16 protein-coding genes are annotated in these 24,362 nt (G+C 60.5%); 10 read left to right on the top strand and 6 right to left on the bottom strand.

The genetic code is table 11. The features are described 5' to 3' along the window. Nucleotides 1–623 precede the first annotated feature (623 nt). Together AC3IT9_RS11310 and ptrR are read right to left on the bottom strand one after the other, a co-directional pair. Entirely contained in the window at nt 624–2,828 is a 2,205-nt protein-coding gene (locus AC3IT9_RS11310; RefSeq protein WP_489273084.1) for an OsmC domain/YcaO domain-containing protein, read from the bottom strand. A 77-nt stretch (nt 2,829–2,905) separates the two neighbouring features. Continuing rightward, nucleotides 2,906–3,784: a putrescine utilization regulator PtrR gene (ptrR, locus tag AC3IT9_RS11305; RefSeq protein ID WP_489273083.1), complete on the bottom strand. Its 879-nt coding sequence runs from the start codon at nt 3,782–3,784 to the stop codon at nt 2,906–2,908. A gap of 100 nt (nt 3,785–3,884) precedes the next feature. Here ptrR and AC3IT9_RS11300 point away from each other — a divergent pair, with 100 nt between their 5' ends. The 10 genes from AC3IT9_RS11300 (at nt 3,885) to AC3IT9_RS11255 (ending at nt 20,700) form a co-directional block, all read left to right on the top strand. After that, the gene (locus tag AC3IT9_RS11300; protein WP_489273081.1) at nt 3,885–5,276 is read left to right on the top strand and encodes an aldehyde dehydrogenase family protein; all 1,392 of its coding nucleotides are present in this window, start codon (nt 3,885–3,887) and stop codon (nt 5,274–5,276) included. Between the two features lie 702 nt (nt 5,277–5,978). Further along, nucleotides 5,979–7,145 (top strand): cellulose biosynthesis protein BcsQ, encoded by a 1,167-nt coding sequence (bcsQ, locus tag AC3IT9_RS11295; RefSeq protein ID WP_489273080.1) that lies wholly within the window; start codon nt 5,979–5,981, stop codon nt 7,143–7,145. After that, nucleotides 7,142–9,373 carry a UDP-forming cellulose synthase catalytic subunit gene (bcsA, locus tag AC3IT9_RS11290; RefSeq protein ID WP_489273078.1) on the top strand — a complete coding sequence of 744 codons (2,232 nt, stop codon included), beginning with the start codon at nt 7,142–7,144 and terminating at the stop codon, nt 9,371–9,373. Before bcsQ ends, bcsA begins: the two co-directional genes overlap by 4 nt. Beyond that, nucleotides 9,370–11,673: a cellulose biosynthesis cyclic di-GMP-binding regulatory protein BcsB gene (gene bcsB / locus AC3IT9_RS11285; protein WP_489273076.1), complete on the top strand. Its 2,304-nt coding sequence runs from the start codon at nt 9,370–9,372 to the stop codon at nt 11,671–11,673. Before bcsA ends, bcsB begins: the two co-directional genes overlap by 4 nt. A 22-nt stretch (nt 11,674–11,695) precedes the next feature. Next, nucleotides 11,696–12,922, top strand: coding sequence for a cellulose synthase complex periplasmic endoglucanase BcsZ (gene bcsZ / locus AC3IT9_RS11280; RefSeq protein ID WP_489273075.1), 1,227 nt, complete (start codon nt 11,696–11,698; stop codon nt 12,920–12,922). Then, on the top strand, nt 12,898–16,761 hold the full coding sequence (locus AC3IT9_RS11275) for a cellulose synthase subunit BcsC-related outer membrane protein (RefSeq protein ID WP_489273073.1): 3,864 nt from the start codon (nt 12,898–12,900) through the stop codon (nt 16,759–16,761). Before bcsZ ends, AC3IT9_RS11275 begins: the two co-directional genes overlap by 25 nt. A gap of 17 nt (nt 16,762–16,778) precedes the next feature. Next, nucleotides 16,779–17,447: an SGNH/GDSL hydrolase family protein gene (locus AC3IT9_RS11270; protein WP_150727297.1), complete on the top strand. Its 669-nt coding sequence runs from the start codon at nt 16,779–16,781 to the stop codon at nt 17,445–17,447. Then, nucleotides 17,444–18,118 (top strand): alginate O-acetyltransferase AlgF, encoded by a 675-nt coding sequence (locus AC3IT9_RS11265; RefSeq protein WP_150727296.1) that lies wholly within the window; start codon nt 17,444–17,446, stop codon nt 18,116–18,118. Before AC3IT9_RS11270 ends, AC3IT9_RS11265 begins: the two co-directional genes overlap by 4 nt. Before the next feature lie 18 nt (nt 18,119–18,136). Beyond that, on the top strand, nt 18,137–19,546 hold the full coding sequence (locus AC3IT9_RS11260; RefSeq protein WP_151213014.1) for an MBOAT family O-acyltransferase: 1,410 nt from the start codon (nt 18,137–18,139) through the stop codon (nt 19,544–19,546). Continuing rightward, a complete protein-coding gene (locus AC3IT9_RS11255; protein ID WP_489273072.1) occupies nt 19,546–20,700 on the top strand; it encodes an alginate O-acetyltransferase AlgX-related protein in 1,155 nt (384 codons plus the stop codon). Before AC3IT9_RS11260 ends, AC3IT9_RS11255 begins: the two co-directional genes overlap by 1 nt. On the opposite strand, the gene AC3IT9_RS11250 is transcribed toward AC3IT9_RS11255, so the two are convergent. From AC3IT9_RS11250 to AC3IT9_RS11235, 4 genes are read right to left on the bottom strand one after another with little or no spacing between them, the layout of a single operon-like run. Beyond that, the gene (locus tag AC3IT9_RS11250; protein WP_489273070.1) at nt 20,697–21,536 is read right to left on the bottom strand and encodes a sugar phosphate isomerase/epimerase family protein; all 840 of its coding nucleotides are present in this window, start codon (nt 21,534–21,536) and stop codon (nt 20,697–20,699) included. The two genes, AC3IT9_RS11255 and AC3IT9_RS11250, sit on opposite strands and share 4 nt — an antisense overlap. A 1-nt stretch (nt 21,537) precedes the next feature. Then, nucleotides 21,538–22,779: an NAD(P)/FAD-dependent oxidoreductase gene (locus AC3IT9_RS11245; protein ID WP_489273069.1), complete on the bottom strand. Its 1,242-nt coding sequence runs from the start codon at nt 22,777–22,779 to the stop codon at nt 21,538–21,540. 18 nt (nt 22,780–22,797) lie between these two features. Next, nucleotides 22,798–23,118 carry a MocE family 2Fe-2S type ferredoxin gene (locus tag AC3IT9_RS11240; RefSeq protein ID WP_007991153.1) on the bottom strand — a complete coding sequence of 107 codons (321 nt, stop codon included), beginning with the start codon at nt 23,116–23,118 and terminating at the stop codon, nt 22,798–22,800. A 36-nt stretch (nt 23,119–23,154) separates the two neighbouring features. Further along, nucleotides 23,155–24,267, bottom strand: a complete 1,113-nt coding sequence (locus AC3IT9_RS11235) for a fatty acid desaturase family protein (protein ID WP_489273067.1) — start codon at nt 24,265–24,267, stop codon at nt 23,155–23,157. Between the last annotated feature and the right edge of the window lie 95 nt (nt 24,268–24,362).

Below are 24,362 nucleotides of genomic sequence, written 5' to 3'. Positions count from 1 at the left end.
GTAACTTGTGATGCTGATAATCTGTTGACTAGCAGTCTGACTCCACAAGCACCCACACGAATTGCTTGATTCAGTTGTTAAAGAGCGGTTGGTTAAGATCTTTCGTCTCAACCGAGGCGCGCATTCTACAGCAGCCTCATTTGCTGTCAAGTGGTATTTTTCAGAAGCTTTCAAAGTTTCCTTTGTAACTTCAACCACTTGCGCTTCAGATCTCTCGTCAGCGGGAGGCGAATTCTACAGCGTTACACGCTGCTGTCAACACCTCTTTTTCAACTCCCTTTCGGCTTCGATGAACTGAAGCAACCTGCTGTCGAAAACTGCGTAACTCTTTGTTTACCAAGGAGTTTTCCGTTTCGACCGCGCCGGAAGTGGGGCGAATTATAGACATCTATAATCTGCCGTCAAGCACTGATTCGGGTTTTCTATCAATAACCTGCAGAAAGCAGTAAAACGCCCCAAAGGACGCCTATATAGAAGAGCCAGAACGCCCCTCTATATAGAAGAGCTTCCTCATAGGCAGCCACAGCCCATGTCATAGCCAAAAAGCGGGACCACCGCGTACGGACGATTAGCCGGCCGCCAAAAAACAAAAAAGCACCCAAGGTGCTTTTTTGTTATCGCTATCAGCTGAACAAGGCCGCCACCCTCGCCCGCGCCATGTGCAGCTTTTTATAGCTGTCGATCAGACGAAGGTGCCTGTCGAGCCCTTCCAGTTTCATGCTCGTCGGCGTCAGACCATAGAAACGTACGCTGCCATCCACGGACCCTATCGCTGCGTCCATCCGCTCGTTGCCGAACATCCGGCGGAAGTTGACCTCGTAGTCGCTCAGTTCCAGATCATCGTCCAGCTGCATTTCCAGCACGACGTTCACGGCTTGATAAAACAAGCCGCGCTCGACGGTGTTGTCGTTGTATTGCAAGAAGGCTTCCACCAGATCCTTGGCCTGGTCAAACTTCTGCAAGGCGAGATAAATCAGCAGCCTCAGCTCCAGGATCGTCAACTTGCCCCAAGGCGTGTTGTCGTCGAACTCGATGCCGATCAAGGTGGTGATGTCGGTGTAATCATCCAGCTCGCTGTTTTCCAGACCCTGGGCCAACGATCTCAGGCCGACTTTGCTCAGGCTGTGCAGATTGAGGATGTCAGCGCGGAACTGCAGCGCTTTGTTGGTGTTATCCCAGATCAAATCTTCTACCGGATAAATTTCCGAGTAATCCGGCACCAGAATGCGGCAGGCCTTGGCGCCAATGTGCTCATAGACCGCCATGTACACTTCTTTGCCCATGTCTTCGAGAATGCCGAACAAGGTCGTGGCCTCTTCGGTATTGGAGTTTTCGCCTTGACCGGAGAAATCCCACTCAACGAATTCGAAATCCGCCTTGGCACTGAAGAAACGCCACGAGACCACACCGCTGGAATCGATAAAGTGCTCGACGAAATTGTTCGGCTCAGTCACCGCCTGACCTTCGAAGGTCGGCTGAGGCAGGTCGTTCAGGCCTTCGAAACTGCGGCCTTGCAGCAGCTCCGTCAGGCTGCGCTCCAGCGCCACTTCCAGGCTTGGATGCGCGCCGAACGAGGCAAACACGCCACCGGTACGCGGGTTCATCAGGGTCACGCACATCACCGGGAACTCCCCGCCCAGCGATGCATCCTTGACCAGCACCGGGAAGCCCTGCTCTTCCAGGGCCTGGATACCGGCCAGGATGCCCGGGTATTTCGCCAGCACTTCCTGCGGCACATCCGGCAGGGCCATTTCGCCTTCGAGGATTTCGCGTTTGACCGCGCGTTCGAAGATCTCCGACAGGCACTGCACCTGGGCCTCGGCCAGCGTGTTGCCGGCGCTCATGCCATTGCTCAGGAACAGGTTTTCGATCAGGTTGGACGGGAAGTACACCACCTCATTGTCCGACTGGCGCACAAACGGCAGTGAACAGATGCCGCGCTGGGTATTGCCGGAGTTGGTGTCGTACAGATGCGAGCCACGCAACTCGCCATCCCGGTCGTAGACCTTCAGGCAGTACTCGTCGAGGATTTCAGTCGGCAGTTCGTCCTTCGGGCCAGGCTTGAACCAGCGCTCGTCCGGGTAATGCACAAACGCCGCGTTGGCGATGTCCTCGCCCCAGAACTGATCGTTGTAGAAGAAGTTGCAGTTGAGCCGCTCGATAAACTCGCCCAGTGCCGATGCCAGCGCGCCTTCTTTGGTCGCGCCCTTGCCGTTGGTAAAACACATTGGCGAGTGCGCATCGCGGATGTGCAGCGACCACACATTGGGAACGATATTGCGCCACGAAGCGATTTCAATCTTCATGCCCAGGTCGGCCAGGATGCCCGACATGTTGGCGATGGTTTGCTCCAGCGGCAGGTCCTTGCCCACGATGTAGGTGCCCGCTTCGCCAGTCGAGTGCGGCATCAGCAACGCCTGGGCATCGGCGTCGAGGTTTTCGACCTCTTCAATCACGAACTCAGGCCCGGTTTGCACCACCTTCTTTACAGTGCAACGGTCGATGGAGCGCAAGATCCCCTGACGATCCTTGGCGGAGATGTCCGCCGGCAATTCAACCTGAATTTTGAAAATCTGGTTGTAGCGGTTTTCCGGATCAACAATGTTGTTCTGCGACAGGCGGATATTTTCGGTGGGGATATTGCGAGTTTCGCAATACAACTTCACGAAGTACGCCGCACACAACGCCGACGAAGCCAGGAAGTAATCGAACGGTCCCGGCGCCGAGCCATCGCCCTTGTAGCGAATGGGTTGATCGGCAATCACCGTGAAGTCATCGAACTTGGCTTCAAGTCGAAGGTTGTCGAGAAAGTTGACCTTGATTTCCATGTGCGATTACCAGAATAACGAGCTAAACGATTTGGCCGCCATTATCCGGTTTTTCAGCACAGACCGTTAACTTTCCACTATTTTTCGACCAACACCACCCCGCGCTCCTCAAGCAAGCGCACAAACATCGTCAGGCTCTGCGACACCGTCCCCCTACGCCACACCAGCCAGGTGCGCAGATAGCGGAACGACTCCGACAACGGCCAGACGCTGACCGTCGTGCATCCAGGCATGCTTTCGAGCATGCTGCGGGGCATCAGCGCCAGGCCGGCACCGGCGCTGACGCAGGCCAGCATGCCGTGATAGGACTCCATTTCGAAAATCTTGCCGGGCACCGCCGCGCCATTGGCGAACCAGCTTTCGAAATGATGGCGATAGGAGCAGTTGGAGCGGAAGGCATAGATGTTTTCGCCATTCACATCCTTGGCCCGATGAATCGGCTCATGGTTGAGCGGTGCGATCAGGACCATTTCCTCCTCGAATGCAGGCACGCCTTCCAGCGCCGGATGCAACACCGGCCCATCGACGAATGCAGCGGCCAGCCGCCCCGACAACACCCCATCGATCATGGTCCCGGAGGGGCCGGTGGACAGGTCCAGTTCGACCTTGGCGTGCTTCTGGTTATAGGCGGCCAATAGCTCTGGAATACGTACCGCGGCAGTACTTTCCAGCGAACCCAGGGTGAAGGCTCCCTGGGGTTCTTCACCCGCCACGGTGGCGCGCGCTTCCTGAACCAGGTCGAGAATACGTCGAGCGTAATCCAGAAAGCTCCAGCCGGCCGGCGACAGGCGCAGTCGACTCTTCTCGCGGATAAACAGGTCCACACCCAGGTCCAGTTCAAGCTGCTTGATTCGGGTCGTGAGATTCGATGGCACCCGGTGGATATGCTGGGCGGCCACGCTGATGCTGCCGTGCTCGGCGACAGCCTTGAAGATTTCGAGCTGAACCAGATCCAAGTCATTCTCCAAACGTGAACGTTATGATCATTATTATTCAGTTTCCAGAAAACATATAGCCCCATACCCTGAGCACATTCCTACCTCGCAGGACGGTGCCATGACCAACGTATCCAGCCTTACCCATGCCATTTCGATCAACCCCACTACTGGCGAGCAGATCGGCCATTACCCTTTCGAATCCGATTTGGCACTGCAGGCCGCGCTGACGCGGGCCGCTACCGGGTTTCGTGCCTGGCGCGGCAAACCGGTTGAACAACGCGCGCAGCTGTTGATCAACCTCGGCCAGGCCTTGCGCAACAATGCCGAGGCCATGGCGAACATGATCACCCTGGAGATGGGCAAGCCGATTGCTCAGGCCCGCGGCGAAGTTGAAAAATGTGCACAGCTCTGCGAGTGGTACGCCGAACACGGCCCCGCCATGCTTAGCCCGGAACCAACCTTGGTGGAAGGCGGCAAGGCACGCATTGAATATCGCCCTCTCGGCCCGATTCTCGCCGTGATGCCGTGGAACTTCCCCATCTGGCAAGTCCTGCGCGGCGCGGCCCCCACCCTGCTCGCCGGCAATACCTACGTGCTCAAGCACGCGCCAAACGTCATGGGCAGCGCCTACCTGCTGCTGGACGCTTTCAAGCAAGCGGACTTCCCTGAAGGAGTTTTCGAGGTCATCAACGTCACCCCGGAAGGTGTATCCAGGGCGATCGCCGATCCACGCATCGCGGCCGTCACCCTCACCGGTAGCGTGCGTGCGGGTATGGCCATCGGTGCTCAGGCAGGAGCCGCACTGAAGAAATGTGTATTGGAGCTGGGTGGCTCCGACCCATTTATCGTGCTCGACGACGCAGACCTCGATGAGGCAGTGAAAGCCGCCGTGATCGGGCGTTATCAAAACACCGGGCAAGTCTGCGCCGCTGCCAAACGCCTGATTATCGAGCAAGGCGTTGTCGAGGAATTTACCCGCAAGTTCGTCGAAGCCACCCAACAACTGGTCGTCGGTGATCCGCGGGCTACCACCACCTATATCGGCCCGATGGCTCGCTTCGATCTGCGCGACGAACTGGATCAACAGGTGCGCGCCACACTGGAAGAAGGCGCGACCTTGCTGCTGGGTGGAAACAAGGCGGAAGGCCCTGGCAACTACTATGAGCCCACCGTACTCGGCGACGTGACCGATCAGATGACATCATTCAAACAGGAATTGTTTGGCCCTGTGGCTTCAATCATCACGGCCCGAGACGCCGCCCATGCGCTGGAACTGGCCAATGACAGCGAGTTCGGCCTCACCGCCACCCTCTACACGCGCAATGCCGAACTTGCCCGGCAGATGGCAGGCGAACTTGAAACCGGCGGCGTGTTCATCAACGGCTATAGCGCCAGCGATCCGCGAGTCAGTTTTGGTGGCGTGAAGAAGAGTGGCTTTGGCCGAGAGCTCTCGCATTTCGGGGTGCGCGAATTCTGTAATGCACAGACGGTTTGGCTGGATCGGCGTTAAGGGCAGCTTAGTGCTCCGGGGTAAAAGAAACGATCTTGATCTCGCCCTCAACAAACCCAACAAATCACCCACAAACAACAACGCGGCTCAATGAGCGGCGTTGTTGCGTATGACGTGGGAAATGAGACTCGCATCAGGCATTCGACCCATTGAAGTCTAGGTTTTTTTGATTCCTGCGCACCGACCAACTTACAACTTGTCGGTACTGATTGGAAATAGGCACGCCAAGAGCTTCCCTTGCTGCTCTTGCAAACTAGCGTCCATAACTTGGCACACCCGCGACACCCATCACCTTAACCGAAAAGGTATTATTTTCCCCCCACTATGCCTTCAAATACATCAGTCAACTTATTTAATAAATAACCCGGCATCAAACCACCGAAGGCGATCAACACCCACACTCCATCGTGCCGAAAGTTATTTCGACACGACATATACACACATTACCCATCATCATATTACACTTCATTGGACAGTCGATATTGGGCGTACTCTAACACTCATACTTTCCACGAATAACACAACATCCCAACAACATTCAGACCAACATCAATAACCCTCGCTGACTAATTATAACATTCGTTGACACTAAGATGCAGACACCCTACATTAGTGGCACTCTGCCAATGCCAAGACTACGCATCAACTTTACAAGTTAATGGAATGCTGAGTTTCTGAGTTATTTCATTCCTGGTACAACGCATGAAATATGTAGACGATATTGCGAAACTCTTTACACGTTTTGGCGCCAATGCGGAGAGCTACCAGGAAATACAACCGAACTATAAAGATTTCAAGGACGACCCGGTTACACCTGCGCTGGCTGAGCCAGAACCGTCGGTGGCCTTGCCTCCCCCAACACCAACGCCCCCTGTGTTTCTACTGGACGAGCCACAGCCTTCTTTGTTGATTGGCGCGCCGGTCGAGCCTGTGAAGAATGCTGTCCTCTCGCCACCTTCGCCCATATCCCCTCCCCTGACCAAGCCAGCTGCGAGTCCTGCTACGGGTGACCGTCAGCGATTGAGCGACCTGTTGCGTGAACTCAACCAGGTTCGTCGAGACGGTCTGCCGGAAACGACTCGCAAGCGGACCAAGGCGAAGGTCATCGCTATCGTTTCGGCGAATGGTGGAGTGGGTAAAAGCACCATCGCCGCCGGCCTCGCAAAAACACTTCGCAGCTCTGGCGGGCGAACCATCGCGATTGATCTGGACCCTCAGAACGCGCTGTCCAGCCACTTGGGTATCACCAGGCAGGCTCCCGGGCTGATCCAGCTCAAAGAGCACAAAGCAGACTGGGGCGCTTTTCGCCTGCCGGGCTTTGGCGACAGCGAGTGCCTGCCCTTCGGTACTGGCGAGGTGAACGATCGTCGATTGCTCAAGCAGTTGATGCTTGAAGATTCTGACTGGTTGAATCGGCACCTGGCGTCAATGAACCTCAGCGAAAACGATACTGTGATCCTGGACACGCCTTCGGGTGCGACCGTGTATTCGCAACAGGCACTCGATGCCGCCGATCTGGTGTTGGTGATGACAGTGGCCGACGCGGCCTCCTACCTGGCACTGGACACCATGACCCAATGGCTCGAAACCAGCCGACGACGCGCACAGCGGCACCGGTATGTGCTCAACCAACGGGATGACTCGCGTTCGTTCAGCAGGGACATGAGCGTGCTGTTTCTGCGGCGGCTGGGCGCTAACCTGATCGGGACGATTCGCCTCGATCATCAATTCAACGAGTCGCTGGCCTATGGTCGGGACCTGTTGCAGTTCGCACCCGAGAGCATTGGCTGTCAGGACATCCTCTCGCTGGCAGGCGCGGTTCATGCCCTGCTTTTCGCGGATGCTTGCAGCCAGCAGGGCACACCATGACCGCCCAGCTGAATCAGCTACCTGCAAAGACGTGGTGGTTGCAGGGGCTGGTGGATACTTTCCTGGCTCGCGTCAGTCGATGGCCCCTGCGTTGCCGCCAGGGCCTGAAGATCTCGGCCGGGCTGAGCGCAGCATTGTTGGTGCTGGGCATCCTCACTGCGCCGCTGAACCTGTATTCCCAGGCTGCGTTTGCCGCCGTCTGTTTTGCCGCCAGCCTGATCATCCGCAAGCAAGCCGGGCGTCTGGCGATCCTGACCCTGATCACCCTCTCGCTGATCGCTTCGCTGCGCTACATGTACTGGCGCCTGACCGACACCCTGGGCTTCGACAACTGGCAGGATGCCGTATTTGGCTACGGGCTGGTGCTGGCCGAACTGTATGCCTTGCTGGTCCTCGTCTTCGGTTACGTACAGACCGCCTGGCCGCTGCACCGCACACCGCAGTTTCTGCAACAGCCGCCCGCTGAATGGCCGACGGTAGATGTCTTCATTCCGACCTATAACGAAGCGTTGGGCATCGTCAAACTGGTGGTGCTTGCCGCCCAGGCCATCGACTGGCCCGAGGGCAAACTGCGGGTGCACATGCTCGACGACGGACGCCGGGAAGAATTCAAGGTTTTCTGTCAGCAGATCGGGGTCAACTACATCACCCGCGACAACAATCAACATGCCAAGGCCGGCAACCTCAACGAGGCACTCAAAGTCACCGATGGCGAGTTCATCGCCATATTCGACGCCGACCACGTGCCCACCCGCTCCTTCCTGCAGATCACCATGGGCTGGTTTTTAAAGGACCCGAACCTGGCGTTGCTGCAAACGCCGCACTTCTTCTATTCACCCGATCCGTTCGAAAAGAACCTCGATACCTTTCGCTCGGTGCCCAATGAGGGTGAGCTGTTCTACGGCCTGGTGCAGGACGGCAACGACCTGTGGAACGCGGCATTCTTCTGTGGCTCCTGCGCGGTCATCCGGCGCACTCACTTGCTGGAAGTCGGCGGCATCGCCACCGAAACCGTGACGGAGGATGCGCACACGGCACTCAAGCTCAATCGCCGTGGTTTCAATACCGCCTACCTCGCCATTCCACAAGCGGCGGGCCTGGCCACCGAAAGCCTTTCTCGACACATCAGCCAGCGCATACGCTGGGCACGGGGCATGGCGCAGATTTTTCGCACCGACAATCCGTTGTTTGGCAAAGGACTGAACCTGGGGCAGCGTATCTGCTACCTCAACGCCATGATGCACTTTTTCTACAGCCTGCCGCGCCTGGTGTTCTTGACCGCACCCTTGGCCTACCTGATATTCGACGCGCAGATTTTCCATGCCTCGGCGCTGATGGTTACGGTCTATGTGCTGCCGCATATTTTCCATTCCAGCCTGACCAACTCCGCCATCCAGGGGCGCTTCCGCCATTCCTTCTGGAACGAAGTGTATGAGTCGGTGTTGGCCTGGTACATCATGCGCCCGGTACTGTTGGCCCTGATCAGCCCTTCGCTGGGCAAGTTCAACGTGACCGACAAGGGCGGCACCATCGAAAAGGACTATTTCGACTGGAAGCTCGCACGGCCTTACATCGTCCTGCTGACCTTGAACATGATCGGTCTGGTGATCGGCGTGGTGAAACTGATCGGGAGTGATTCGGCCCAGGTCACAACCCTGCTGATCAACCTGGCCTGGACCCTGTACAACATCATCATCGTCAGCGCTGCCGTGGCGGTGGCCACTGAGTCCTCTCAGGTGCGCAACGAACCCAGGGTGCCCGCAGATCTGCCCGTGCGCATCTATCGCGAAGACGGCACCTGGTTCGATTGCAAAACCCAGGACTTCTCGCAAAACGGCGTGGGTCTGGCACTGCCACCGCAGGTTCAGCTCAGCGTCAATGAGAAGCTGCGGCTGTGCATTCTGCGCACGCCTCCCTCAAGCCTCTTTCCCGCCACAACGATCTTCAGCAACGAAAACGGGGCGGGCGTGCAATTCGAGTCTCTGACCCTGCGCCAGCAAAGTGAGCTGGTGCGACTGACCTTTTCACGGGCCGACACCTGGGCCAACACCTGGGGTAACGGCCGCCTCGACGCGCCCATGTCGGCGTTGCGCGAGGTCAGCAGCATTGGCTTACGCGCCATCCTGCGCCTGTTCGTTGCAACCCTGAAGGACAGCCGCGCGCTGCTGCGCAAACGCCCGGTCGCTCCATCACCTATCGACTCCACCGCGGACACGCAACGATCTTGAAGCCTTCCACTCGCCGGACCTTTCTTCCTCGTCGCTCACTCATGCTGATTGCCTGCTCGCTAATGGGCTGGAGCGGCTGTGCCTTGAGTGCTGCCGACCAAATCAGCGCCACGGACCCGGCGGTGATGCCGGTCGTTTCGTTGCCCGGGACCGATGCCCCGGGCAACAGCTATACCCGCACCCTCAAGGAGCTGGGCAAAAGCTATTCGATGACCCTTAAAGGCGTGGAGGCTACCGACAGTGTGAATTTCGATGTGCGCGCCGATGAAGTCGTCACGGCTGCGCAGGTCACGCTGCAGTACAGCTACTCACCGGCGCTGCTGGCCGATCTTTCGCAAATCAACGTGCTGATCAACGATCAAGTGGCCGCCAGCCTGCCCCTCCCGAAGGAAGAGGCCGGTAAATTGCAGACCCGGACCGTGCAGATACCGCCGCAGACCATCACCGAATTCAACCGGCTCAGCCTGCAGTTCATCGGTCACTACACGATGCAATGTGAAGACCCTTTGCACTCCAGCCTGTGGGCCAGGATCGGCAACGAGAGCCAGCTGAGCCTCCAGGTGTCGTCGATCAGACAGCCCAACGATCTGTCCGCGCTGCCGCTGCCCCTGTTCGATCGTCGAGATGCCTTGCCCCTGAAGCTGCCCTTCGTGTTCGCCACGCGCCCAAGCGGTCCGGAGCTTGAGGCCGCGGGCATCCTGTCTTCCTGGTTCGGCGCACTGGCCAGCTACCGCGGCGCAACCTTTCCCGCCAGCCTCACCAGCCTGCCGGCCAAAGGCAACGCGGTGGTGTTTGTCAGCGGCAGCGAGTCAACGACCTTGAGTGGTTTGCCGATCAAAGAGGCCACCGGGCCGACATTGACCCTCGTGAGCAACCCGAATGATGCTCAGGGCAAACTGTTGATCGTCTCCGGGCGCGATGGCGCCGACCTCAAAGTCGCCGCGACAGCGCTGGCCCTTGGCGGCTCGGCCTTTTCCGGGCAGAGCGTGGTGATCGACCGGATCGACTCGCTCAAGCCACGCCAACCGTACGACGCGCCAAACTGGCTGCCCTCCGATCGCCCGGTTCGCCTGGGTGAGTTGGCGAAACCCGCAGAACTCAATGTGTCGGGTTATAACCCGGGCCAAATGACGGTTGCCCTGCGCTTGCCACCCGACCTGTTCAACTGGCGTGAGCCCGGTGCGCAACTTGACCTGAAGTACCGCTACACGCCGCAACCGGTCTCCACCAATTCTTCGTTGCTGATCAGCTTCAACGACACCTTCATCAAGTCGATCGACCTGCCTTCGATCGAGAAACTCGGCAACAGCGACGGCCTGCTGTCGATGCTCAAGACCGACGACAGCCTGGCCCGCACGTCGCGCATGCTGTTGCCGCTCAACTCAGTCGCGCTGCAATCGCGCCTGCAATTTCGTTTCATGTATGACTACATCAAACAGGGCGAATGCCGCGACATCATCATCGACAACATGCGCGGTGTGATCGACCCGGACTCGACCCTGGACCTCAGCCAATACGAACATTTCATGGCCATGCCCAACCTCGGGGTGTTCAAGGACAGTGGCTTCCCGTTCACCCGCATGGCCGACCTGTCTGAAACATCGGTGATCCTGCCCAACGAGCCAGGCCCGGCCGATCTGAGCGCCTATCTGACCCTGCTGGGTCGCTTCGGCGACTCCACCGGTTATCCGGCTACCGGCGTGAAGGTGGTCCGCGCCGACCAGGTCGCTGAGCAACGCGACCGGGATTTGCTGGTGCTCGCCTCGGGCAACAATCAGCCGCTGCTGGAGCAATGGCAAAGCCTGCTGCCGGCCAGGGGCGAAGACGCTGCGCAGTACTTTGAACTGTCTGACCTGCCGTTGCGTCTGCGCAACTGGATCAGCCCGGATACGAAAACCAATCTGCGTGAAGCGCGCAGCAGCTTCAGGTTTAGCGCCGAGGACGGCAGTGCTTATCTGACCGGATTCGAATCGCCGCTCAAGAGTGGGCGCAGCGTGGTGTTTATCGCCGGCACAAGGCCCGGCGGCCTGGCCGACGTGACCAACACCCTGCTCAGCAGCGAAGAAAATGCCAACGAACTGCAAGGCAGTCTGGTGGTGGTCAGGGGCAAGCATGTCGAATCGCTGGTCGCCGAGCAGGATTACTACGTCGGGCGCTTGGGTCCGTTGCGCTATCTGCAGTGGTACCTCTCGCAGAACGTCATGGCGCTCATGCTGTTCACCCTCATCGGGGTCCTGCTGCTTGCTTGCATGGCCTACCTGGCCCTGCGCCTACGGGCCAAACGTCGTCTTGGCCAATGAGCCGCGCGGGCCTGTGTCGTCCATGAGCAGCCGGGGTATTTCACTTCGCCAGGGCCTGCGCGGTAACGCGCGCAGGTTGAGCGCTGTGCTTGCGCTCGCCCTGCTGGCGCCGGCGATAGCGGCCGCACAATCCTGCGAGCCGCCGGCCTGGTCACTGTGGCAAACCTATGCAACACGCTTCGTCCAGGCCGACGGCCGGGTTCTGGAGTCGAGCCTTGAGAACAATCACAGCACCTCTGAAGGGCAGTCCTACGGCATGCTCTTCGCACTGATCGGCAACGATCAGCCACGCTTTGACAAACTCTGGCGCTGGACCTCGGCCAACCTCGCAGGCTCCGCCACCGCCACACGCCTGCCGGGCTGGTTATGGGGGCAAGGCAAGGACGGTCAGTGGCGCCTGCAAGACGCCAATTCGGCCGCCGACGCCGACCTGTGGATCGCCTACGCCCTGCTCGAAGCCGCACGCCTGTGGCATCGGCCGGACTATCACCGGGACGCCCTGCAGCTGATGGCGACGATCGAAGCGCAATTGGTGGTCAAACTGCCCGGGCTCGGCCCAATGGTCTTGCCCGGACCACAAGGTTTCGTCCAGCCGGGCGCACTCTGGCGCCTGAACCCCAGCTACCTGCCGCTGCCACTGTTACGGCGCCTGGCCAAGGAAGCACCCTCCGGGCCCTGGCAAGCGATTGCCAACAACACCGCGACGATGATTGCCCAATCCAGCCGCCACGGTTTCATCGCTGACTGGGTCGGTTATCAAGGCACTTCAGCACAATCGGGTGCCTTCGTGAGCGACCCGATCAACGGCGACACGGGCAGCTACGACGCCATTCGCGTGTACCTCTGGCTGGGCATGAGTGATACCTCCGAACCGCTGGCAGCGCTGCTGCTCAAGCGGCTGGACGGTATGGCCCGCAGCACTGTCGCGACGGGTTCCCCCCCGGAAACGGTCCAGGTTCTGCACGGCAGTGTCCAGGGTCAGAGCCCTTACGGATTCTGGGCTGCACTGGTTCCCTACCTTGAGGCCAAGGGGCAACCCAAGTTGGCCGATCAGCAACGACGCCGCGTGGAACTCGCCTTGCACGAGGCGCTGGCCAGGCCCGATGCCGATGCCGGTCCACCGCGTTACTACAACTTCATGCTCAGCCTTTTCGCGCTCGGCTGGGCAGATAAACATTATCGATTCCGGGAAGACGGAACGCTGAAACTTTCCTGGGAGACCGCATGCACCCGCACCACCGCACGCTAGCCATCGCCGTCATGAGCGCATGGACGGCCGCTGCTCCCCACGCTCAAAGTCCGACGCCACAGACATTACTCGTCGAGCAAGGGCAGTACTGGCAGTTGCACAACAACCCCCAGCGCGCTGCGGAAGTCTGGCTGAAAGTCCTGTTGCTGGACCCGGTCCAGGTTGACGCACTGTATGGCCTGGGCTTGATCGGCGTGCAACAGGGCAAGCCCCAACAGGCGCAGCAATACCTCGCCCGGTTGCAGGCCATCCAGCCAGCGCCTCGGCAGGCACTGCAATTGGCGCAGGACATCGCCCTGGCGCAACCGCAGAACCAGCAGCGTCTGGAAGAGGCTCGGCGCCTCGTCGATGCCGGTGAACGTGACAAGGCGACCGTGGTGTTTCGCTCGCTGTTCGATGGCCGTCCACCTCAAGGTACGATCGGCCGCGAGTATTACAACAACCTTGCCTTCAATCAGGCTGACTGGACTGAAGCACGCAGTGGACTTCAGCGCCTGCAACGTGAGATGCCCAACGACTCGATCGTCGCGCTGTTTTACGCCAAGCATCTGGTGCGCCATGAAGACAGCCGTGCCGAGGGCATCCGCGCCCTGGCCGCGCTGACCCAGCGTACCGACATTGCCGGTGATGCCGACGAAAGCTGGCGCCTGGCGCTGACCTGGATCGGCCCGCCCGATCCGGCACAAGTGCCGTTGTTCGAGGCGTACCTCAAGACGCATCCGGATGACGTGGAAATCCGGGCGCAGATGAACAAGGGCAAGCAACAGGCAGCAACGACGGCCAACAAGGAATGGCAGCCGCCCGCCGAAGTCGCGCGCGGCCTGAAGGCGCTCAAGGAAGGTGATCAGGCCACCGCCGAACAGGCCTTTCAAGCGCGCTTGAAAACCCGGCCCGACGATGCCGACGCGCTGGGCGGCCTTGGAGTTGTTCGCCAGCAGCAACACCGCCTGGCCGAAGCGGAAAAGCTCCTGGGTCAGGCCACGCGACAACACAACGGCAGCCACTGGCAAGTTGCGCTGAACGAAGTGCGCTACTGGTCGGCGTTGCAGCAGGCCCGCGACGCCCAGGCCAAAGGCCAGACAGCCCAGGCAGTGGCCTTGGTAAACCAGGCGCTGCGGCTCAATCCAAACGGGGTGGACGCTCGCCTCGCCCTGGCGGACATTCAGGCCGGCGCGGGCCAGTTCGATGACGCTCAGGGCAACTATCGCCAGGTGCTGAGCCTGCGCCGCGACGACCCTCAAGCACAGGAAGGGCTGGTCAACGTGCTGCTCAAGAGCGGCAAGAACGATGAAGCCCTGCAACTGATCAACAGCCTGCCAGCCACCGGACAGGCAAAGATCGGCCAGTCCGCACGCCTGCAAGCCTTGCGTGCGACGCAACTGGCCGCCCTCGCCGAACAACGCAACGACCTGCCCGCTGCGCGCAACGCCTTGCAAGACGCGCTGCGCTACGAACCGGACAACATCTGGACGCGTTTCGCCCTGGCCCGCCTGAACCTGGCGATGGGCGAACCGCAAAAGGCTCGGGACCTGATCAACGCCATGCTCCAGGCCCATCCCGCCAATGCCGATGCGCTTTACGTCAGCGCCTTGCTGTCGGTCCAGATGGGTGAGTGGAAAGCCGCCCAGACAACCTTGGCACGCTTGCGCCCCGACCAGCGCACTGCGGACATGGAAGCGCTGGCCGCTGATGTCAGCCTCAACCTGCAACTCAGCCAGGCGATCGAGCTCGGCAAGCGCGGACAGCGCCAGGAAGCCCTGGCCTTGCTCGAGCGTATTCAGCCGATGGCCAACAACAGTCCAGACCGCACGGCCAGCCTGGCCTCGGCCTATGTCGACCTCGGCGAGCCGACCCGTGCACTGGCCCTCATGCGCGGCCGGTTGCAACAGACCACAGCGCCCTCGGCGGACTTCATCCTGCAATACGCCGCGGTCCTGCTGAAAACCGGAGAAGACGCGCAGGTCAACGAGATTCTGCGCGACCTGCAGAACAGGCCCTTGAACGCGCCGGCTCGCAAGCGCTTCGACGACCTGCTCTATCTCTATCGCATCCGCCAGGCTGACCAGTTGCGTGAGCGCGGCGATCTGGCCAACGCCTATGACACGCTGGCGCCCGCACTGGCGCAACGTCCCGGTGACAGCGCGGCCGTCGCGGCCCTGGCGCGGATGTACTCGGCCAACGGCGACACGGCAAAAGCCCTCGAACTCTACAAACCGCTGTTACAGCGTCAGCCAAACGACCCGCAACTGCTGTTGGGTGCTGCCGACGCGGCGGTGCTGGCACATGACCCGGCCTTTGCCGAACAGGCGCTGCAACAGCTGCTCAAGACCGAATCCGGTAACCCTCAAACGCTGACCGAGGCCGCACGCCTCTACCAGAACATGGGCAAGACCGGCACGGCGACCGATCTGCTGCGCAAAGCCGTGGCCATCGAACAGAGCGAGAAACGCAGAAACCAGGGCGGCCAACTGGCCGGCTCGACGGTGGCGCCCAACCCTTTTGCCGGGGTGTCGGGTTCACGTAGCGAAGTCAGTCGCGACACCTTGCTGGCAGCCATCCCGCCACCGGTTCAGGAGATGCCGGGCAGCGTGACGTCCCGCCCCCCTTTTGGCATCGACGCCCCGCCAAGGCCGCAGCAGGCGAGCAATCCATTCGAGTCGCAGTTGCCGCGCGCAGCACTGGTGAGCGAGGACATCAGCCCCGCGCAACTGGCGCTGAATAAAATCCTTCAGGAGCGCAGTGCCTACGTCACCCAGGGCGTGAGCATTCGTAGCAACAACAGTGAGTCGGGACTGAGCAAAATGACCGACATTGAAACACCTCTGGAAATCAATATTCCGCTGGATGAAAGCCGCATCGCCCTGCGCGTGACACCGGTCTCGCTGAACGCCGGCAGTGCCAACAGCGAGGCGCTGTCGCGCTTTGGCAACGGTGCGCAGAGCGGCAGCGTCGGTTCGCAAAAAACCGAGGGTGTCGGCCTTTCCGTCGGCCTTCAACGGCCCGCCGATGGGCTCAAAGCCGATCTCGGCAGCACCCCGCTCGGCTTCAAATACACCACCGCCACGGGCGGCATCAGCGTTGATCGCCCCGTGAGCGACACCTCTAATGTCCGTTACGGCGTGAGCGTTTCCCGGCGTCCGGTGACTGACAGCGTCACCTCGTTTGCCGGCACCACGGACAAACGCAGCGGGCAGTCCTGGGGTGGTGTGACCGCCAACGGCGGGCGCGGCCAGTTGAGCTATGACGACAACGAAGTCGGCGCCTATGGCTATGCCTCCTGGCACCAGCTATTGGGCAACCATGTCGAGTCCAACAGCCGCAGTGAACTGGGCAGCGGTGTGTACTGGTACCTGCAAAATGCAACGGACAGCAAACTGACCGTCGGCTTGAGCATGACCGGCATCAGCTACGCCAACAACCAGGACTTTTTCACCTACGGTCACGGTGGCTATTTCAGCCCGCAGACGTTCTTCGCCCTGGGTGTGCCGGTGACCTGGGCACAACGCACCGGGCGCTTGACGTATCAAGTCAAGGGCTCGGTCGGCGTGCAGCACTTCGAGCAAGACAGCGTCGACTATTTCCCCAACGACAAAGCCATGCAAGCGGCCTCGGGCCTGCGCTACGAAGGGCAAAACAAAACCGGGATCGGCTACAGCGTCGCCGCGGCGGCTGAATACAAGGTCGCTTCGAACTTCCTGCTGGGCGCCAATCTGGGCCTGGACAACGCCCGCGACTACGAACAACTCAGCGGTGCCCTGTCCTTGCGCTACCAGTTCGAGGAGATCAGCGGCCCCATGAGCCTGCCGGTCAGCCCGTACACCTCGCCTTATTCCAACTGATCATTCTGGAGCTTTCGATGCCCACTTCTGCCATTGCCGGTCTGACTCTCCTTGTCCTTGGGGAGAGCCATATGAGCCTCGCGGACCATTTGCTGGAGCCGCTGCACGACAACCTGACTCGCCAAGGCGCCCAGGTCCACTCCATCGGTGCCTGCGGCGCCAGCGCCGGTGACTGGCTGATCAGCAAGAAGGTCGACTGCGGTGCCGAGCGCAAAGGCAACGACAAAATCGTGATCAAGGGGCGCGAGGCAACCACCACACCGATCCAGGACCTGATCGCCGCCGACAAGCCCGACCTGGTGGTACTGGTCATCGGCGACACCATGGCGTCCTACGACAAGCCGGTGTTTCCAAAGGCCTGGGCATGGCAAAGCGTCACCAGCCTGGCCAAGGCCATCGCCGCCACCGGGACCCGTTGCGCCTGGGTGGGCCCGGCCTGGGGCAAAGCCGGTGGCATGTACCAGAAGAATGATGCCCGCACCCAATTGATGTCGCAGTTTCTGGCCGCGAACGTGGCGCCTTGCACCTACATCGATTCGCTGACGCTCTCCAAACCCGGACAGTGGATCACCACCGATGGGCAGCACTTCACCGTCGCCGGTTATCAATCCTGGGGCAATGCGATTGGTGGTGCGTTGGCCAAACTGCCCGCCGACACCGTCAGCAGCACAGGAGCCGGAAAATGATCCGATCCGCCTGTGGCTGGGCGCTGTTCGCGCCCTTGATGCTGAGCCTGCACGCCCAGGCCGCCGACATTGCCCTGTACCCGACGGGCCCGGATCAGGACTCGGCCTTCCTGCGCTTTATCAACGCCGCCGACCGCCCCTTGCAGCTGCTGGCCGAAGGCTCTCGGGCAAGCCTCAAACTGGAAGGCTCGAATGCCGTGTCCGACTACCTGCCCGTGCCCGCCAACCAGCCGATCAAGGGCACTCTGGAACGCAACGGCAAAAGCCAGCCGCTGGACATCCAGGTGGCAGCCGGCGAATTCGCCAGCGTGATCGCTTTGCCAGACAGCGCTCAAGGTATCCGCCAGGTCGTCATCCGTGAGCAACCCGACGACTTCAATAGCCTGAGAGCGTCGCTGGCGTTTATCAGCGCCGATCCAGCATGTACCCAGGCCGGTTTGCGCGCTGCGGGGAAGAACGCCGACCTGTTCAAGGAGGTGGCCGACGGCAGCGTACAACGCCGAGCGATCAACCCGGTCAGCCTGTCGGTGCAATTGGTCTGCGCCCAAACCAACGTCGGTGCGCCGCTTGACCTGGGTCGGCTCAAGGCCGGCGAACGCTACAGCGTTGTGCTGCTACCTGGCGCAAATGGCCCATACCTGCTGCTCGCGACTGACGTCCTGGCTCACTGATCGGATCGCGCCACCGCCATGGTTTTTGCCTCTCTCGAGTTTCTGACGTTGTTCCTGCCGCTGTTCCTGTGTGCCTATGCACTGTGCCCGGCGGCCTGGCGCAACGTCACGCTACTGATCGGCAGCTGGCTGTTCTATGGCTGGCTGAGCCCACGGTTCCTCGCGGTGCATGTGGTGCTGACGATCATGGCGTGGGTCGGCGGCTTGCTGATTGACGCCCTGCGGGAAGAAGGCAAGGGCCGCGTGCGGCTACTCGCGACGCTGATCGTGCTCAACACCTCGGTACTGTGCTGGTACAAGTACGCCAACATCGTCGCCGGCACCTTGATCGATGCCGTCACCGGGTACGGCGCCATGCCCCTGGACTGGCAGCGGGTCGTCATGCCCGCCGGGCTGTCGTTTATCGTCTTGCAGGCGATTTCTTATCTGGTGGATGTGCATCGCCGTACCGTGCCGGTTGAGCGCAGCTTCATTAACTACGCCACCTATATTTCGATGTTCGGCCATTCGGTCGCCGGCCCCATCATTCGCTATGACTGGGTTCGGCGCGAGCTGAATCAGCGTTACTTCAACCGGCAGAATTTCTCGCTGGGCGCACGCCGGTTCATGGTCGGGATGTGCATGAAGGTCCTGGTGGCCGACACCCTGTCGCCGGTGGTCGACGTTGCGTTCAATGTACAGAACCCCAGCTTCTCTGATGCCTGGATCGGCTGCCTTGCCTATTCCTTGCAACTGTTCTTCGACTTCGCCGGCTACAGCGCCATGGCCATTGGTCTGGGCCTGATGCTGGGCTTCCACTTTCCCGAGAACTTCGACCGTCCTTATCTGGCCAACAGCATCCAGGACTTCTGGCGACGCTGGCATCTGTCGCTGTCCAGCTGGTTACGCGACTATCTGTATATTTCGCTGGGCGGCAATCGCAACGGCACCTGGAAAACCTACCGCAACCTGTTCCTGACCATGGCCATTGCCGGCCTCTGGCACGGTGGCGATAGCTGGAACTATCTGCTGTGGGGTTGCGCCCATGGCCTGGCGTTATGCGTTGATCGTGCCTGGAACCGCTCCACCCTGCCCGCTGTACCGCCGGTGCTGTCCCATGGCCTGACTCTGCTGTTTGTGTGCCTGGCCTGGACACTGTTCCGCGCCCCCGACTTACATAGCGCGCTGAGCCTGTATGCCGGACAGTTCGGCCTGCAGGGCATCGCCCTCGGTGACGAACTGTCCACGACCCTGCGCCCGGTGCACGGCATTGCGGGTTTGCTGGGTGTGTTCGGTGTCGTCGCACCGCTGCTGCGCCCTTACTGTGAGAAACAACTGGGCGGCATTGCGTTTTACGCCGCCGCCCTTTGGCCCATCGCCGGTTTCATGCTGTCGTTCGCACTGATCGCCAGTCGCGAAACCGTCCCCTTCCTGTACTTCCAATTCTGATGACGATCCCAAAGCACACCCCGCCCCCCACTCAGCCAGATGATCTGGCGACACGCAGCAGTCGGTTGGCAGGCGTGGCGCTGCTGATATTCCTGGTCGTCGGGCTGCTGTCCACTGGCCGCCTGATCGTTTCAGGGCAGATCTCGCTGCTACCCGATAAAATGCTGGCCACGCAGATTCTTGACGGCGATATCACCCATCGGATCGCCAAGGAACTGTCGAACGCGCACTTTCCCACCACGCTCGCCGAGCTGGAGCGCGGAGCCAGTTGGCTGCTCCTGCGCGACACGGGTCCGAGGGTTCGCCCGGGTTGTCCTGACTGGCTGTTTTTGGCCGATGAACTCAAGATCAATCACCAGGCGCAGCGTAATGCCGATGCCAAGGTCCAGGCAGTGATTGATCTGAAGCAGCAGCTCTCCCAACGTGACATCAGCCTGCTGGTGGTCATCGTTCCAGACAAGAGCCGCATCGCTTCCGGGCAGCTTTGCGCACTGTACCGCCCAGCCGCTCACGAAGGACGCATCCAGGCCTGGACCTCGAAGCTGGATGTGGGTGGCGTGTCGAATCTGGACCTCACCGGTGCGCTGACGCCACTGGGGGCCAGTGCCTGGTTGCGCACCGATACGCACTGGAGCGAATCCGGCGCGAAGACGGCGGCCGAGGCTATCGCGCAGCGACTGAAGAGCCTGGGCATCAGCGCAACGCCACGCAGGTCGTTCAACGAAAGTCATGCCCCGCTCGCGGTGCGACCTGGCGATCTGGTCCATCTGGCGGGCATCGACTGGCTGCCGCTCAAATGGCAACCCGCAGCCGAAGTGGTCGCCCAGACCAGCACCGACGAACTTCCCGTTGCGTCAGCCGCCAGCCCTGACACCGAGGCAGACCTCTTCGGCGATGCCGACCTCCCCGACACCGCGCTCATCGGCACTTCATTCTCACGCAACTCCAACTTCGCAGGGTTTCTGCAGCAGGCACTGGGCGCCCCCGTAGGTAACTTCGCCAAAGACGGCGGCGCGTTCTCTGGCGCTGCAAACAGCTACCTCAACAACCCGGCCTTCAAGGAAACGCCGCCAAGGCAAATCATCTGGGAGATCCCGGAGCGGGACCTGCAGTCGGCTGACATCGACCCCATTGCCTATCGCTCGTTGCGCTAAGCCAATCGCATCCGGCAGTCGCTCCAAACCCCACGGATCAGCGCCTTCAACATCAACGCCTCCTCCCAGCGATCCGTGATGTCACGCCCATCAGCCCCCGTGATCGCATAGGGTGGCGGGCCGAGTTCGCAGGTGAAGGACAGGCTGGCGGGTGTCTTCGGGCGGGCCAGCCAATCCTCGATCCCGTAGCGCCACCAGCCCAGGAATCGGTCCAGCCAGGGTCGATGCTGGGCAAAACTCAAGGGCACCTGGACCTGTTCGCCGTTGGCGACCCGACCGTGAAAGCCCCAACTGTGGCGCAGGATGGTATGGATCTGTTCGTCATCTTCAGCGGTAGCCGACTCAGGCAATTCCCGGCCCACGACGTAGTGGGACAAGTCGGCCAACAGTTTGAGGTCAGGCATTTGCGCGAGAATGTCGAGGGTGAACAACAGGTCGCTGGTGAGGCGATAACGGTGGGTTTCCAGCAGGATCGGAAAGTCCACCTGCTCGGCCAGACGCTGCCAGCCTTCGATCAGTTCGATGGCTTGCGCCAGCGTGCGCGGCCGGACGTCGGCCTGCAACGTGAGGTGGTGGCAGCCGTAGCGGGAAACGACATCGAGCGCGGCCGCCAGATCATCCACGGTACGGGGGAACAGTTGACCTTCGATTTGCAGGCCTTGCGCCTTGGCGGCGGCGCTCAGGCGTGCAGCCTGTGGCGCCTCCCAGAAATGGTCGGTGATGCCGTCGAAACCGGCGGCGGCGATTTTCTCCAGTTGCGCTTCAATGGAAAGGTCACATTGGCCACGGTGATCTTGCATGGCCCACAAGGACTGAAACACCAGGAATTCGTGCATGTCAGTTCCTCAACAATTGTTTGAGCGATACATCGGCATCGGTTAAAGCGACCACCGAGAGGGGGTTATGGTTGGCGATCAGCCGTTCGCACAACTTGATGTCCTTGGCGACGCTATTGCCCTGACCCCAGCCGCAAGCCCCTAGCAGACGTTGTTCGGCATCGAGGTAGAACAACAGGAAACCACCCCCCGGAATTGTCCGGCTCGCCGTCGGTTCGGTGTTGGCGATGACGCCCACGGTTTGCAGCCCCCAGTCGTATTGATCGGACCAAAAGCCGGGAATGACGTCGAAGGGCCGCTCGCTCCCCAGCAGGTTCAGAGCGGCGTGACGGCCCTGGGTTTCGGCGTTGCGCCAGGTTTCCTGACGCTGGAAAACCCCTTGCGGGTGCAGACGAAACTCACAGACGTCGCCTGCCGCAAAGATATCCGGTGCACTAGTGCGCAGCTGCGCATCGACGCGAATGCCCTGACCAACCTCCAACCCGGCGGCCATGGCCAACTCGGTGTTGGGTTGCATGCCGATGCCCACCACGACCAGGTCGCAGGGCAACAACTGGCCGTCGACCAATTGCACCGCTTCAGCGCGGGTGGAGCCTTGCACCGTTTCAATCGCCACGTTCAGCCGGACATCCACGCCCTGACGGCGATGCAATTCCAGCAGGACACTGGACAATCGCTCCGGCAGGACGCGACCCGCCAGGCGCGGCCCGGCTTCGAGCAAGGTCACTGTGCAACCCAGGGCACGGGCGGTGGCGGCGACTTCGAGGCCGATAAAGCCACCGCCGATGATCACCAATCGGGCGCCTGGCCGCAGCGAATCGCGCAGTGCGACCGCCTCGTCATGGGTTCGCAGATAAAGTACGTTGGGCTGATGCCCGGGCACCGAAGGCAACAGCCGCGCCCTGCCCCCGGTCGCGAGCAACAGACGGGCGTAATGCAACCAACTGCCGTCGGCCAACTGCAATCGATGCTGCTGCGGATCGAGGTTTTTCACCGGGTTAGCGGCCAGGTGTTCGATGTCCAGTGCAGCGAGTTGAGCGCTATCGCACAAACTGCAACCCGCCAGTTCAACCGTGCCCTGTAACAACCCTTTGGACAGCGGCGGACGTTCGTAGGGCGGGTGGAATTCGTCACCGATCAGGATCAGCCGACCGCGATAACCTTCGGCCCGCAGGGTCAGGGCCGCGCGGCCACCGGCATGCCCGGCGCCAACGATAACCAGTGGAGCATTGGCAGGATTCATGGCACAGACTCCGAGCAGTTAAACCGAAATAGCGAGCAAGACACGCCCCGCCTCGACCCGGACCGGATAGGTCTTGAGGTTGACGCACACCGGCGCCCCCAGGGCTTTGCCGGAGCGGTAGTCGAAGCGTCCGTTGTGCTTGGGGCACTCGATGACATGCTCCATCACCAGGCCGTCCGCGAGGTGGATGGACTCGTGGGTGCACAGACCCGCGGTGGCAAAGAACTCGTCGTCTGCGGAGCGGTAGACGGCATAGGTGTGCGGGCCATGGTCGAAACGAATGACATCTTCTTCATTTATTTCGCCCACGGCACAGACATCGATCCATTGATCGGTCATGGCGTTTTCTCTTGTAGTGGTACAGCCAGGAAGGTGTCAGACCGGCGTTGCTTCAGGCTCTACCTGAGCGGTGGCGGCCGGCGCTGCGCGTTGTGGCAAAGAGCGACGGACATAATGGGTCGGGTCTTTGCGCTGCTTCCAGATAGTCGGGAGGATTTCCCGCAAGGCCTCGAAAAGGCTGGTGTACGGCGGCGGGCAGTCGTGGCGGATCTCTTCGTGAAGCTGCGCCAGCGCATGAAACGGCACCATCGGGTACATGTGATGTTCGAGGTGATAATTCATGTCGAGGTACAGAAAGCGCAGCAGCGGGTTCATGTAAATGGTCCGGCAGTTGCTGCGATGATCGAGCACATCCTCGGCCAGGCCGACATGCTGCGTCAGGCCGAACAGGTAGGACAGCCAGCCGCCGTACAGGGTCGGCAAACCGATAAACATCAGCGGCAACCAGCTCTGCAGATACAGCGCAGCCGCCAGAGTCAGCCCATAAATCACCAGCCAGATGCGCGCCGCCGTAAAGACCTTGGGCCACTCGGACTCGGGGATGAAGGTCTGCTCTTCTTCAGCCATTCGCCCCGTCGCATGCCGGCAGACCGACCACATCGTCTTGATTGCATAAGGCATCCTGAACAGGCTCAGCACCATCATGATCAGGCTCGGCGGGCGCGGCTCGACGATCTCCGGGTCACGCCCGACGATGATGGTGTCGGTGTGGTGCCGGGCGTGGCTCCAGCGCCAGACATGGGGTTCGAACATGAACATGAAGCTCGACAACTGGTAGACCGCATCATTCATCCAGCGGGTTTTGAATGCCGTTCCGTGACCGGTTTCGTGCCATCGGGCATTGGACGCCGTGCCGTAGAGCAGCCCATAGGCGAAGAAGAACGGAATGCAGGCCCAGGAGCCCCAGAACCAGTAACCACCGAACCCGGTGATGGCCATCGCCAGCAGCCAGATCGCGGTATCGCGCAAGGCCGGGCCATCGCGGCGCTGCATCAGTTCCTTCATGCGTTTACGGGGAATGGGTGATTGATACCAGTTAGCCGAGACCAGGCCTTTTTGCGCTGCTTTAGCGGCTTCGGGACCCGTCAACCGATAATCCCGAGGCACGGGTTTACCGGAGTTTTCAGATGCTGCGTGTTGTTCAGGCATTTTATTGTTCTCCGCAAGCTTGATGGTTTAAGGCACTTGCTTCGATGCGGGATCACATCGCTTGAGAAAAGATAGAGAGCACAAAGATTACCCTC

Source organism: Pseudomonas sp. KH_046_1 (assembly GCF_057839025.1).
Note: the sequence above shows the minus strand (reverse complement) of the source record. Positions and strands in the feature narration are given on the sequence as shown.